Genomic DNA, 13514 nt, shown 5'->3' with positions numbered 1-13514 from the left:
CGAAGCCATACCAACGGATAGCGCCAAGACGGCGCTGTCACCCTGCGACTGATGTCCCCGGCATCATTTGACGAAACTCACATCCCTTACACCATCGCACGCCTCCATCACTGCCATTTCACCCCTATGAAATGACGCAGAGAGGTTACGATTCCCTTTAGAGAACAGAAAAAATCGCCCTAGGCCCCGTTCTGCGCCAACGGCAGTTCAACCCGAAAACCGGTGCCCGACACCTCGGTAAGATACGAGATATCCCCCTGCAAACGTTTGATAATCTCGCGGCATATCGCCAGTCCCAGACCGGCCCCTTCGCCGCCCTGCCCGGGCAAACGGCTAAACTTTTCGAAAATCAATTCCTGCGAGGCAGCATCGATCCCCGCGCCATTGTCGATCAGGTCCACAATGATGCGGGGCCCCTGCTGGTGGGCGCGGATCGACAGCTGCGGGTCGTCGGCAACACAATACTTCTGCGCATTTGTGATAAGGTTGATGAAAACCTGCACGAGCCGGTCCAGATCCGTCTCCAGCATCACCTCCTCGCCCGGCAGATCGCGGTCGATGGTGATCGCGCGGGTATTGGCGGCGCGCGCTGTGGTCACGGCCTGATCCAGCACATCGCGCAGCGACCCGCGCTGACGGTTCAACGACACCTCGCCGTTTTCCAGCACAGACAGGTCCAGCAGATCGTCCAGCAACCGCGTCAGCCGGATGGTTTCGGAGTGGATGATCGAGGCATAGCGCGTCTTTTCCTCGGGCCCGAGCCCTTGGGCGTCGCGCAGAATCTCGGAGAACGACCGGATAGAGGTCATGGGCGTGCGCAGTTCATGGCTGATCTGGCTCAGAAAACTGTCTTTCTGATGCGACAGTTGCGTCAGCTTGTCATTGGCGCGGCGCAGCTTCGCGGCGGTATCGGTCAGCTCGCGCGATTTGATTTCAAGCTGGCTTGAATACTCCAGCATCTGCGCCGATTCGTCCGCCACCGCCAGCAGATCCTGCACCGAGACAGAAGCACCGCCGACCAGCTGCGACACCATCGCATGGGCCGTCGCCGCCCCGACCGAGGCCGCCAATTCACGCTCCAGCGCCTGAACAAAACGCGGCGTGGGCTCTGGCAAACCATCCGATTTTTCCTGCAACTGGGCTTGCGCGCGGAAAAATCCCTGCGCCTCGGCGGGGCCCAAAATCCGCTGCGCCATGATCATCAGATCCTCGCTGGCCGCGACGGACGCGCTCCACCCGCGGGCGGCGGTGGAATGGTCGAAGATATTGACAAATTGCGCGCCTTGCAGCCGCTCGACAGGGGCCGGAAAGCTGAACAGGGACACGGCGACAAAGACCAGCGCATTGAGCGAAAGGCTCCAGATCACTGCGTGAACAGTGGGGTCCAAGCCGTTGATTCCAAACAAGGCTTCGGGGCGCAGCCAGGTCATGCCGAACAGCCCGTCCTGAAAGGTCGCGACCGACAGCGCCGCGCCTGCGCCAAAGCTGGGCAAGAGCATCGTATAGACCCAGATCGCGAAGCCCACGCTTAGCCCGCAGACGGCCCCCGTGCGCGTGGCCCCGCGCCAGAAGATACCGCCCAACAACACCGGCAGGAACTGCGCGACCCCCCCGAAAGAGATCGTCCCGATCGCCGCCAACGCACCGCCGCCGCCCGACAGCCGGTAATAGAAATACCCCAGCGAGATGATCAGCAGGATCGACAGCCGACGCGACAGGATCACCACATGACGCACGTCGCCCGATTGCTGCACCGTGTTCTGCCCGTAGGTCAGCCAGATCGGCATGACGATATGGTTGCTCACCATTGTCGACAGCGCCAGCGTCGCCACGATCACCATCGACGTGGCCGAGGAAAAGCCCCCCAGAAAGGCAAACATCGCAAGGCTGTTCTGCCCTTGGCTGAGCGGCAGGCTCAGCACGAACAGATCGGGGTTCGACCCTTCGGGCAGCAGGTCCAGCCCGACCACGGCAATCGGCACGACAAACAGGCTCATCAGCATGAGATACAGCGGGAAGGCCCAGCTGGCGGTTTGCAGGTGACGTTCGTCGTCATTCTCCACCACCAGCACCTGAAACATCCGCGGCAGGCAGATGAAGGCGGCAGCAGCCAGCAGCGTCAGCGCGGCCCAACGGCCGCCCTCGACCTGCCATTGACCAAGGGCCGATCGGTCGATCTGCGCCAGCGCCTGATCGACGCCGCCCGCCAGCCCCCAGACCACGAAAACGCCGACGGCCAGCAGGGCCAGCAGCTTGACCACCGCCTCGACAGCGATGGCGATGACCACGCCGTGGTGGCGTTCGTTCACGTTGAGATTGCGGGTGCCGAAGAGCACGGTGAATAGCGCCAGCCCCACCGCGACCCAAAAGGCGGCCTGTGCGGAATTCAGCGGATCGCTGCCCGGTGTCACCCCCGGCTCGGCGCTGGCAAAGATCGACAGGGACAGGGTAACCGATTGAAGTTGCAGCGCGATATAGGGCGTCACCCCGATCACCGCCATGATGGTGACCAAGATCGCCAGCAGGTTCGATTTGCCGTAGCGCGAGGAAATCAGATCCGCGACAGAGGTCACCCGATGCGACCGCCCGATGCGCACCAACCGCCGCAGCACCCACCACCAGCCGATCATCACCAGCGACGGGCCAAGGTAGATCGTCACAAACTCCAACCCCGACCGCGCGGCATAGCCAACGGCGCCGTAAAAGGTCCAGGCGGTGCAATAGATCGAAAGCGACAGCGTATAGACCAGCGGAGAGCGCAACAGCCAGTCGCCCCGCCCCCGTGCCGCCGCACGCTCTGCCGCGAAGGCCACGGCAAAGAGCCCGACCACATACAGCAGACAGACCGCGACCAACTGGTTCAGCGACACCATCAGTCTTGCGCTTCCTGAGCAATCTGCCGCGCCGTGCGCCGCCAAAGCAGAAAGCACAAGACGATTCCCGCCAGCCAGACGCCAAAGACATAGCGCAGCGCGTGCGACATGGGCACGGCCGCGCCCACGGGGGCATCCTGCACGGGCCAGAGCAGCGGCACCATCCAGAAGGCCAGCACCAGCAAGGGTAGCAGCCGGACGGCATCCATCATGCGGCGAAACCGGTAGCTGCGCCGTTCCAGAAACAGCGGCGAGCCGGGGGGCTTGCTCATGCTTTTGCGGTGCCTGCGGCGGTCAGATCGCGCACGGCTGCCAGCATATCGGCGTTGGAAAACGGTTTGGTCATAAACCGGCTGACCCCGGCCTCTAGTGCGATTTCGCGGTCGCGGGTCTGGCCACGGGCGGTCAACATCAGGATCGGCAGATCGGCCAGCGCCGCATCCGCACGCAGTTCCTTCAGGATTTCGAAACCGCTTTTGCCCGGCAGCATCACATCCAGCATCACCAGATCGGGGCTGGCGTTGCGGATCACCTCCACGGCTGTCGCGCCATTGGCCAGCGTTTCGACGCGCCAGCCCTCACGGCCGAGTAAAAATCGTATCGCCTCGGCGATGTTCGTCTCGTCTTCCACGAGCACCACATGCTTGCCCATTGGCAAAATCCCTCCCTGTGGCCCTGGTCGCTTGTGCCGCGATCTCGGTAGGCCGAGCGGCAAGATGCACGGAAAACCCTGCCCTGTCAAAAGCCTGTTGCCCCGCGCTATACCCCGTCATTCAGGATCGACGGTTCGCGCCGCGCCGGACAGGCCGCGCGCGGGCAGACGCGACAGGTGGCCCCAACATCAAGCGCGGGCGCGCTGTCCGGCCCCGCGGGCAGGATCAACATCACCGAATGAAGCAAGGGTACCGCGTTGTAATCGCGCACATTCTGCGTTTCGCAGGTGGCAAAGCAGTCAAAGGCGGAATGGCCCCGCCCCAATTGCGCAACCCGTTGTTTCTGTACCATGCCCGGGCTGCCCAGAACAGCGAACAGCGGCCAGAGCGGGCAACAGGCCCCAAAGCGCGGCACAACGAAACCGTCGATGGATTTGCGAAAGATCAACGTGCCCGACCGGTCGCAGATCACCAGCCCTGCCCCCAGTTCCGGCACCGTTGCCATGCGCCGCAAGACGCGGGCCACGGGCTGGCGCAGCTCTGCACCAAGCGCGACGGGGTCGGGTCCAAGCCGGTCAAGCGCCTGTGTCAGCCGCGTGATCGGCAGGGCTTCGGCGTCGATGGCGATCTGCTGCAACACATCGCGCGCGATGTGATGCGCGGCCACGCTTTGCAGTTCGGGGGCGGTCTGGATCAGCTTGTCGATGGCATCCGCATCCCCTTCGGTGACCTCGAGCGTGGCAAAACGATAGCGATGCGCGGCCAGAAACGCCTCTACCTCCTCTTGCGGGGAATCGGCGGCGGGGGTGATTTCGGGGTCGGCCTCAAGATAGCCCACAAGCGCCTGCGCGCTATCGGCAAGGCGACGGCTGTCCTGATCGATGTTGATGTGAAACCGGTCGCGCCATTCGGGTTCAAGCGTTTTGGTATCGGCCAAAATCGACGCGGTGGACCGGATCGCGGCAGCGGTCGTCAGCAGTTCGTGCATAGAGGCCGCCAGATGCGGGTCATGGGCCAGCCGGTCGGTCAGGGTTTCGACCGTACGCTCCAACGTGGCGATCCGGCGCTGTGCGTTGGCCAGCACATCGGCCCAGCCCGGGAACCGCCCGGCAAATTCATCGGCGCGGGTCGCCTCCGGCCCGCTGAGCCGCGCATCATCCGCCGCCTCGCGCAGGGTGGCGATCAGCGCAGCCTCCGCCCCTTCGGTCAAGGCCGTCGGCTCCACCCCAAGGGCAGCCGCGATGTTAAGCAGCAGCTTCCCGCCGATTCTGCGACGGTTGTGTTCGATAAGATTCAGATAGCTGGCCGAGATGCCGATCCGCTTGGCAAGATCCGCCTGTTTCTGCCCCGCCATCACCCGACGTTCACGGATACGGCTGCCGGTCAGCGCATCGCGGGTCACGCGGCACCCCCGCGCGAATTATATCGCGTTATCAACGGCTTTCTGCGCTGCAATATCATTAAATTTACAACTCCCTCACAACCCGTGCGAATATATTTACAGAATAGTTGTTTTTATCAAGGGGCTTGTTGATCGGTTTTCAGTTTTCCTCTCATATCATATTTGCACCTCTGTGCATCATGGACCCGGAAAAATAATCGGGCCGTGATTTCAACATTTGGGAGGAAATACATGTCATTTTCTAACTTGACGCGTCGTGGCGTGATCAAAACCGGCGCTGCTGCCGGGGCCGGTCTGGCGCTGCCGACGTATCTAAGCGCGGCCGCGCATTCCGGCTTTACCAACGCGCCAACGGGCAACACGGTGACGCTTGGCTTTAACGTACCCCAATCGGGCCCCTATGCGGACGAAGGCGCAGATGAGCTGCGCGCGTTCGAGCTGGCGGTCGAGCACCTGAACGGTCAGGGCGACGGCGGTATGCTGAACACCTTCAGCTCGAAGGCGCTGGAAGGTAACGGGATCATGGGCAAGAAAGTCCAGTTCGTGACCGGCGACACGCAGACCAAATCGGACGCGGCCCGCGCATCGGCGCAGTCGATGATCCAGAAAGACGGCGCGATCATGATCTCGGGCGGCTCAAGCTCGGGCGTGGCGGTTGCTGTGCAGGGCCTGTGCCAAGAGGCCGGCGTGATCTTTATGGCGGGTCTGACCCATTCGAACGACACCACGGGTAAAGACAAGAAAGCCAATGGCTTCCGTCACTTCTTTAACGCCTATATGTCCGCTGCGGCTTTGGCACCGGTGCTGAAAAATCTCTATGGCGATGATCGCAAGGTCTACAGCCTGACAGCCGACTACACATGGGGCTGGACGCAGCAGGAATCCATTCAGGCCGCGACCGAAGCCATGGGTTGGGAAACCATCAACGACGTGCGCACGCCGCTCGCCGCGACCGATTTCTCGTCCTATATCGCCCCTGTCCTGAACTCCGGTGCGGATGTTCTGGTGCTCAACCACTACGGCGGAAACATGGTCAACTCGCTGACCAACGCCGTGCAGTTCGGCCTGCGTGAAAAGCAGGTGAACGGCAAGAACTTCGAGATCGTCGTGCCGCTCTATTCAGAGCTGATGGCCCGTGGTGCGGGTGAGAATATCACCGGTATCGTCGGCTCGCAGAACTGGGACTGGAAGCTCGAGAACCAGATGGGCGACCGCTACAAAGGCACCAACGCTTTCGTTCAGTCCTTCGGCGAAAAATACGGCTTCCCCCCCAGCCAGGCGGCTCAGACCTGCTATGCGCAGACGCTGCTGTACGCGGATGCGGTGGCCCGTGCCGGGTCGTTCAACCCCTGCGCCGTCGGCGAAGCCCTTGCCGGGTTCGAATTCGACGGTCTGGGCAACGGCCCGACGCTGTACCGCGCCGATGACCACCAGTGCTTTAAGGACGTTGTGGTCGTGCGCGGCAAAGAGAACCCCGAGAATGAATTCGATCTCGTGGAAATCGTCGAAGTCACCCCAGCCGATCAGGTCACCTATGCACCTGACCACCCGATGTTTGCGGGCGGCGAGTTGGGCGACTGCAACCCCGGCGCGTAAACCAAGTCTAAGGCAGGGGGCGACCCCTGCCTTACCTTGCCGGCGGGCTTTTCCGCCTTTCACTTCTTAAAAATTCGAGGGCACCGCGATGGACGCCATTCTTTTGCAACTTCTTAACGGGTTGGACAAAGGTTCAGCCTATGCGCTCATCGCGCTTGGTCTGACGTTGATTTTCGGCACGCTGGGTGTCGTGAACTTTGCCCATGGGGCGCTGTTCATGATCGGTGCCTTCTGCGCCGTCACGCTAAGCAAGATTTTCACGCTCAGCCATAAGGCATCGGAACCCTCCGGCGTCGATTTTCTGGGCAAGCCGAAATACGAGGACATTCTCTATATCAAGGACTGGTTCGGAGAGACCGCCGGTGCTTGGATGCTGGATTGGTCCGTTCCCCTGTCGATCCTCTTTGCCGTGCCGATCATGCTGGCCATCGGCTTTGTCATGGAGCGCGGGTTGATCAAACATTTCTACAAGCGCCCCCATGCCGACCAGATCCTCGTGACCTTCGGTCTGGCGATCGTGCTGCAAGAGGTGATCAAGTATTTCTACGGCGCGAACCCGATCCCCACCTCCGCCCCGGAGGCGTTTCGCGGGTCGTTCGACTTTGGCGTGATGCTGGGCTTTGATCCCAATGCGATCATCTACCCCTACTGGCGCCTGATCTATTTTGCTTTCTCGGCCGTGATCATCGGCGGCGTTTTTGCCTTCTTGCAGTTCACCACCTTCGGGATGGTCGTGCGCGCCGGTATGGCCGACCGCGAGACCGTCGGTCTGCTGGGCATCAACATCGACAAACGTTTCACCATCATGTTCGGCATCGCCGCCGCTGTCGCCGGTCTGGCCGGTGTCATGTACGCGCCGATCAATTCGCCCAACTATCATATGGGTATGGATTTTCTGGTGCTGAGCTTTGTGGTCGTCGTGGTCGGCGGCATGGGGTCGCTGCCTGGTGCCGTTCTGGCGGGGTTCTTGCTGGGTATTCTGGAAAGCTTTGCCTCTATGAACGAGGTCAAGAACATCCTGCCCGGCATTGACCAGATCATCATTTACGTTGTCGCGATACTCATCTTGCTGACACGCCCCCGTGGCCTGATGGGCCGCAAAGGCGTGATGGAGGAATAACCCATGCACTCACTCACGAAAAAAGACTTTCTCCTGCTGTTGGTGGTGGCATTCCTGACCATGGCAGCCCCTATCATCCTCAACCCCTTCCCCGCCGGATCAGGGCTGGCGCAGTTCAACGCGGGCTACCCTGACCTGATGCAACGCTTTGTGATCTTTGGCATCTTTGCCATCGGTTTCAACATTCTGTTCGGGTTGACCGGATACCTCTCTTTTGGTCACGCGGCCTTTCTGGGGGTCGGTTCCTACTCTGCCGTGTGGATGATGAAGCTTTTGTCGATGAACGTGATCCCCGCGATCCTTTTGTCGGTGATCGTGGCGGGGCTTTTCTCTGTCGTGATCGGCTTTGTCTCGCTGCGCCGGTCGGGGATCTACTTTTCGATCCTGACGCTGGCCTTCGCGCAGATGTCGTTCAACCTTGCCTATTCGGTGCTGACGCCGATCACCAACGGGGAAACCGGCCTGCAAATCGCGCTGAGCGATCCGCGTATCCTTGATGGCGCGAATGCACCCAGCTACCCCAATCTGTTCGGGGCGCAAATGAATGCGGCGACGACGCTGGATTTCGGGGCGTGGTCCTTCACCTTCTCGGTCGGGTATTACCTGTGTGCCGTGATCATGCTGCTGGCGTTCTATATCTCGATCCGCGTCTTCCGGTCGCCTTTCGGCATGATGCTGCGGGCGGTGAAATCGAACCAGCAACGGATGAACTACACCGGCCTGAACACCAAACCCTACACGCTGGCGGCCTTTGTCATCTCTGGCATGTATGCCGGTCTGGCCGGTGGCCTGCTGGCCGCGATGGACCCGCTTGCCGGTGCTGAACGGATGCAGTGGACCGCCTCGGGCGAGGTTGTTCTGATGACCATCCTTGGGGGTGCGGGCACCCTTCTGGGGCCGGTTCTGGGCGCGGGCTTTATCAAGTACTTTGAAAACATCTTTTCCAAGATCAACGATAACGTGCTGCACGGTTGGTTCGCCTTTATGCCCGACGGGCTGGAAGACACGCTGATCATGTTGATCCACCCCTTTGTGGGCAAGGGCTGGCACCTGACGCTGGGCCTGCTGTTCATGCTGGTCGTGATCTTCCTGCCCGGTGGTCTGGTCGAAGGCGGTCAACGTATCGGTCGCGTGTTCCGCCGCAAGGACCGGAACGCCGGATCGGTCGAGGCAGACGCCGCCGCACAACGCAACACACCCCCAGCCGAATAAGAAGGAGCTGAACAGATGGCCATTCTCGAAGTCAAAAATGTCGGCAAACGTTTCGGCGGGTTGCAAGCGCTGAGTGACGTGAACCTCAGCGTCGCGGAAAACTCGGTCCATGCGATCATCGGGCCGAACGGGGCGGGTAAATCCACGCTGCTGAACTGTCTGGTGGGCAAGCTGATCCCCGATACCGGATCGGTCATGTTCGACGGGCAGTCGGTGCTGGGGCGCAAACCCTACGAGATCAACCAGATGGGGATTTCCCGCGTTTTCCAGACGCCCGAGATCTTTGGTGATCTCAGCGTGCAGGAGAACATGATGATCCCCTGTTTTGCCAAACGTGACGGGGCGTTCCAGATGAACGCGCTCACCGCCATGTCGAGCCAGCGTGACGTGATCGAAAAAGCCGAGGAGATGCTGGTCGAGATGAAGCTCGCCGACAAGCGACATATGCACGCGGCCTCTATGTCGCGCGGCGACAAACGTCGGTTGGAAATCGCGATGTGCCTGTCGCAAGATCCGCGCCTGCTGCTGCTGGATGAACCCACAGCGGGCATGGCGCGGGCCGATACCAACAATACCATCGACCTGCTGAAGCAGATCAAGGACGAACGCGACATCACCATCGCCATCATCGAACACGACATGCATGTGGTGTTCTCGCTGGCGGAACGGATCACCGTGTTGGCGCAAGGCACCCCGCTGGTCGAAGACACCCCTGACAACATCAAAGGCCACCCCAAGGTGCGCGAGGCGTATTTGGGCGAATCCCAGGACGCCGCCTGACGCGCGGGGGCTCCGCCCATCCCGCGTCGCACCGCACCAGAGGCTTTGCAAGGACAAGACTATGAACACGAAACCCGATTTCTCGAACAGCGCCAACCACGCCGCCACCGCCCCCGCCTATCTTTCGGTCTGGGACATCCACGCCTATTACGGCGAAAGCTACATCGTGCAGGGCGTCAGTTTTAACGTGCACGAAGGCGAGATCCTGGCGCTTCTGGGCCGCAACGGGGCGGGGAAAACCTCTACCCTGCGGGCCATCGCGCAGATCGGCGACCCCGAATTGCGCAAAGGGGAGGTCTGGCTTGACCACCAGCCACTACACAAGATGGCCAGCCACGAGGCCGCCGCAAACGGTCTGGCGCTGGTCCCCGAAGACCGCCGCATCATCGCGGGTCTCACGGTCGAGGAAAACCTGCAACTGGCGCAGATCGCCCCGCCCATCGGCTGGTCGCTTGACCGCATCTACGAATTATTCCCCCGCCTCAAGGAACGCCGCAAGCAAGAGGGCGTGACCCTATCGGGCGGCGAGCAACAGATGCTGGCGATTGCCCGCGCGCTGGCCCGTGACATCAAGGTGCTGCTGCTGGATGAACCCTATGAAGGGCTTGCCCCCGTCATCGTGGACGAGATCGAAAAGACCCTGTCGCTGATCAAATCCCAAGGCATCACCACCATTCTCGTCGAACAAAACGCGGTGCGTGCGCTTAAACTCGCGGATCGTGCGGTGATCCTTGATACCGGCGGCGTGGTGTTTGACGGCACCGCCGAAGAGGTGCTGAACAACGCCGAACTGCGTGCCGAATATCTGGCAATCTGACGGCCAAGCCTCGACGCGCGCGGGAAAACTAGACGAAACATATGTTTCACACCGGCATTTTCCCGCGCCCGCGTCCCCCTGTCACATCCCCCATATCCCTCGCCCCGATCCGCTGCCCGATCCCGCGCTTTGCGCGGCCAAGCTTACGTTAGGCAACTGCTTGCTTTTCATGGCTGCGCCCATGCCCTATAAGGCAGCAATTCAAGGGCACAGGCAGCGCCCGATCGACTTAGACTGGCTGAGGAAAATATGACAAAAAACACCCATGACGCCGATGTGGCTTTTATCCAGGCGCTCGCCGAGTTGCTGAATGAAAACGATCTGACCGAATTGCAGGTCAAGCGGGATTACGCCGAGGATGACAGCCTGAATGTGCGCGTCAGCCGTAAACCCCCACAACAAATCGTCGCGCCGCAACAGGCGCAGTCGGCCCCTGCACAATATGCAGCCCCCGCCCCCGCGGCCCCAGCAGCGGCAGCAGCCCCTGCCGCAGACAACAGCGACCCGGCGGATCACCCCGGCGCAGTCGTCTCTCCGATGGTGGGCACTGTCTATATGCAAGCCGAACCCGGCGCGCCCGCGTTTATCTCTGTCGGGACAAGCGTTTCCGAAGGCGACACGCTGTTGATCGTCGAAGCGATGAAAACCATGAACCACATTCCTGCGCCACGCTCGGGCACGGTCAAGCGGATCCTGGTAGAAGACGGCGCCGCCGTTGAATTCGGCGCGCCTTTGGTGATCCTGGAATAAGGCGAAACCCATGTTCAAAAAAATCCTAGTCGCAAACCGCGGCGAGATCGCGTTGCGCGTGATCCGTGCGGCCCGCGAGATGGGCATCGGGTCTGTCGCCGTCCATTCGACGGCTGACAGCGATGCGATGCATGTGCGCATGGCAGACGAATCTGTCTGCATCGGCCCGCCCTCTTCGCAGCAATCCTATCTGTCGATCCCGTCGATCATCGCCGCCTGCGAGATCACCGGTGCCGAAGCGATCCACCCCGGATACGGTTTCTTGTCGGAAAACGCGGGCTTTGTGCAGATCGTCGAAGACCACGACCTGACCTTTATCGGCCCCACAGCGGAACACATCCGCATCATGGGCGACAAGATCACCGCCAAGGACACCATGAAAGAGCTTGGCGTGCCTTGCGTTCCCGGTTCTGACGGCGGCGTGCCCACATTGGCCGACGCCAAGCGTATCGGCGAGGAAATCGGCTATCCGGTGATCATCAAGGCGACCGCCGGTGGGGGTGGCAAGGGCATGAAAGTGGCGCAATCCGCCGCTGAAATGGAACGTGCCTTCATGACCGCCCGCGCCGAGGGTAAATCGAACTTCGGCAACGACGAAGTCTATATCGAGAAGTATCTGACCACGCCCCGCCACATCGAGATTCAGGTCTTTGGCGACGGCAAGGGCCGTGCTGTCCACCTGGGCGAGCGTGACTGTTCGCTGCAACGCCGTCACCAGAAGGTTTTCGAAGAGGCCCCCGGCCCGTCGATCACCGCCGAAGAACGCGCGCGGATCGGTAAGGTCTGTGCCGATGCGATGGCCAACATCAACTACATCGGTGCCGGCACCATCGAATTCCTTTATGAAAACGGCGAATTCTATTTCATCGAGATGAACACGCGTTTGCAGGTGGAACACCCTGTGACCGAAGGCATCTTCGGGGTCGATCTGGTGCGGGAACAAATCCGTGTTGCTGCTGGTATGGATATGTCCTTTACCCAAGAAGACCTGCAGATCAACGGCCACGCGATCGAGGTCCGGATCAACGCCGAGAAACTGCCGAACTTCTCGCCCTGCCCGGGCAAGATCACGCAGTATCACGCCCCCGGCGGGCTTGGTGTGCGGATGGATAGCGCGCTGTATGACGGCTATAAAATCCCGCCCTATTACGACAGCCTGATCGGCAAGCTGATCGTCCACGGGCGCGACCGTCCCGAAGCGCTGGCGCGTCTGCGTCGCGCCTTGGGCGAGCTGATCGTGGATGGGGTCGACACCACGGTGCCGCTGTTCCATGCGCTGCTGGACGAACAGGACGTGCTGACAGGGGACTATAACATCCACTGGCTAGAGCATTGGCTTGAAACCAACCTGGGCAATGCCTGACCTCACGCCCGAGCTGTTATTACACGGCTATTCCATCGGGATTTTCCCCATGGCCGAACACCGCGACGACCCAGAGATTTTCTGGGTCGATCCGCGGCGTCGGGGTGTCTTTCCCCTCGACGGGTTCCATATCTCGCGGTCACTGGCGCGCGCGATGCGGCGCACGCGCTTTACCATCACCACCAACACCGCGTTCAACGACGTTGTCACCGGCTGCGCCGACCGCGCCGACACTTGGATCAACGCCGAGATTTTCAGCCTTTATGCCCAGCTACATAGGCTTGGTCATGCCCACGCCCTTGAGGTCTGGGAGGATGACATGCTGGTGGGCGGGGTCTATGGCGTCACGCTGGGGCGTGCGTTCTTTGGAGAAAGCATGTTCTCAAGGCGCGACAACGCGTCCAAGATCGCGCTGGCCTGTCTGGTAGACCGGCTGAACCGCGGCGGGTTCACCCTGTTTGACACGCAGTTCCTGACCCCGCATCTGGCGTCCCTTGGCGCGCAAGAGATCACCCGCGCGGCTTATCACGCACGGCTAGAGATGGCGTTGATGAAAACCGCAGACTTCACAGCGCCCGCTGCGGCCAGCGCTCAAGAGGTGGTGCAGCGGATGACCCAGATGTCATAGCGCGGATGCTCCAGCGCCGACAACGCGGGGGCAGAGGCGATCATCCAGCCTGCAAAAAGCCGGTTCTCGTCGCCCGTCTCGACGATCTCGAGCTCGGCATAGGCGTCGCCCGCAGGGTTGCCCGACGGATAGCGACATTCGTTCATCGTCACATTCAGATTGCCCACGCGCGCGGTTTCGCCACGGCGCATTTCAACGTCACGCGACACACCCGATACCTTGTCGAGCGCGCGCAAAATACCGCCTTCAGCGCTGGCGACCTGCTGTGCCTGCACCGGTGCGGCCATTATGGCGAGCATCATCAATATCTTGCGCATCAC

General features: G+C 61.1%; 13 protein-coding genes. 8 read left to right on the top strand and 5 right to left on the bottom strand.

Annotated features, from left to right (window positions below; all coding sequences use genetic code 11):
- Positions 1 to 179: 179 nt before the first annotated feature.
- The 4 genes from C1J04_RS08095 to C1J04_RS08080 all read right to left on the bottom strand — a co-directional run bounded on the left by C1J04_RS08095 (position 180) and on the right by C1J04_RS08080 (position 4928).
- Positions 180 to 2873: a sensor histidine kinase gene (locus C1J04_RS08095; protein WP_009826725.1), complete on the bottom strand. Its 2694-nt coding sequence runs from the start codon at positions 2871 to 2873 to the stop codon at positions 180 to 182.
- A complete protein-coding gene (locus C1J04_RS08090; protein ID WP_009826724.1) occupies positions 2873 to 3145 on the bottom strand; it encodes a hypothetical protein in 273 nt (90 codons plus the stop codon). Before C1J04_RS08090 ends, C1J04_RS08095 begins: the two co-directional genes overlap by 1 nt.
- On the bottom strand, positions 3142 to 3525 hold the full coding sequence (locus C1J04_RS08085) for a response regulator transcription factor (RefSeq protein ID WP_005852799.1): 384 nt from the start codon (positions 3523 to 3525) through the stop codon (positions 3142 to 3144). Before C1J04_RS08085 ends, C1J04_RS08090 begins: the two co-directional genes overlap by 4 nt.
- Before the next feature lie 107 nt (positions 3526 to 3632).
- On the bottom strand, positions 3633 to 4928 hold the full coding sequence (locus C1J04_RS08080) for a short-chain fatty acyl-CoA regulator family protein (RefSeq protein WP_009826723.1): 1296 nt from the start codon (positions 4926 to 4928) through the stop codon (positions 3633 to 3635).
- Positions 4929 to 5159: 231 nt separating this feature from the next.
- On the opposite strand from C1J04_RS08080, the gene C1J04_RS08075 reads away from it, so the two are divergent.
- The 8 genes from C1J04_RS08075 (at position 5160) to aat (ending at position 13194) form a co-directional block, all read left to right on the top strand.
- Positions 5160 to 6524: a substrate-binding protein gene (locus C1J04_RS08075; RefSeq protein WP_009826722.1), complete on the top strand. Its 1365-nt coding sequence runs from the start codon at positions 5160 to 5162 to the stop codon at positions 6522 to 6524.
- A gap of 88 nt (positions 6525 to 6612) precedes the next feature.
- Positions 6613 to 7644: a branched-chain amino acid ABC transporter permease gene (locus C1J04_RS08070; RefSeq protein ID WP_009826721.1), complete on the top strand. Its 1032-nt coding sequence runs from the start codon at positions 6613 to 6615 to the stop codon at positions 7642 to 7644.
- 3 nt (positions 7645 to 7647) lie between these two features.
- Positions 7648 to 8856 (top strand): branched-chain amino acid ABC transporter permease, encoded by a 1209-nt coding sequence (locus C1J04_RS08065; RefSeq protein WP_009826720.1) that lies wholly within the window; start codon positions 7648 to 7650, stop codon positions 8854 to 8856.
- Positions 8857 to 8871: 15 nt separating this feature from the next.
- Positions 8872 to 9636, top strand: coding sequence for an ABC transporter ATP-binding protein (locus C1J04_RS08060; RefSeq protein WP_005852793.1), 765 nt, complete (start codon positions 8872 to 8874; stop codon positions 9634 to 9636).
- 61 nt (positions 9637 to 9697) lie between these two features.
- On the top strand, positions 9698 to 10453 hold the full coding sequence (locus C1J04_RS08055) for an ABC transporter ATP-binding protein (protein ID WP_005852792.1): 756 nt from the start codon (positions 9698 to 9700) through the stop codon (positions 10451 to 10453).
- 249 nt (positions 10454 to 10702) lie between these two features.
- The gene (accB, locus tag C1J04_RS08050) at positions 10703 to 11203 is read left to right on the top strand and encodes an acetyl-CoA carboxylase biotin carboxyl carrier protein (protein WP_009826719.1); all 501 of its coding nucleotides are present in this window, start codon (positions 10703 to 10705) and stop codon (positions 11201 to 11203) included.
- A gap of 10 nt (positions 11204 to 11213) precedes the next feature.
- Entirely contained in the window at positions 11214 to 12566 is a 1353-nt protein-coding gene (gene accC / locus C1J04_RS08045; RefSeq protein ID WP_037962751.1) for an acetyl-CoA carboxylase biotin carboxylase subunit, read from the top strand.
- On the top strand, positions 12559 to 13194 hold the full coding sequence (gene aat / locus C1J04_RS08040; protein WP_037954349.1) for a leucyl/phenylalanyl-tRNA--protein transferase: 636 nt from the start codon (positions 12559 to 12561) through the stop codon (positions 13192 to 13194). Before accC ends, aat begins: the two co-directional genes overlap by 8 nt.
- On the opposite strand, the gene C1J04_RS08035 is transcribed toward aat, so the two are convergent.
- Positions 13158 to 13511, bottom strand: coding sequence for a DUF2155 domain-containing protein (locus C1J04_RS08035; protein ID WP_037954682.1), 354 nt, complete (start codon positions 13509 to 13511; stop codon positions 13158 to 13160). The genes aat and C1J04_RS08035 overlap by 37 nt on opposite strands.
- Positions 13512 to 13514: the final 3 nt, after the last annotated feature.

Origin of the sequence: Sulfitobacter sp. SK025 (genome assembly GCF_003352105.1) — a bacterium.
Taxonomy (GTDB): Bacteria; Pseudomonadota; Alphaproteobacteria; order Rhodobacterales; family Rhodobacteraceae; genus Sulfitobacter; species Sulfitobacter pontiacus.
Note: the sequence above shows the minus strand (reverse complement) of the source record. Positions and strands in the feature narration are given on the sequence as shown.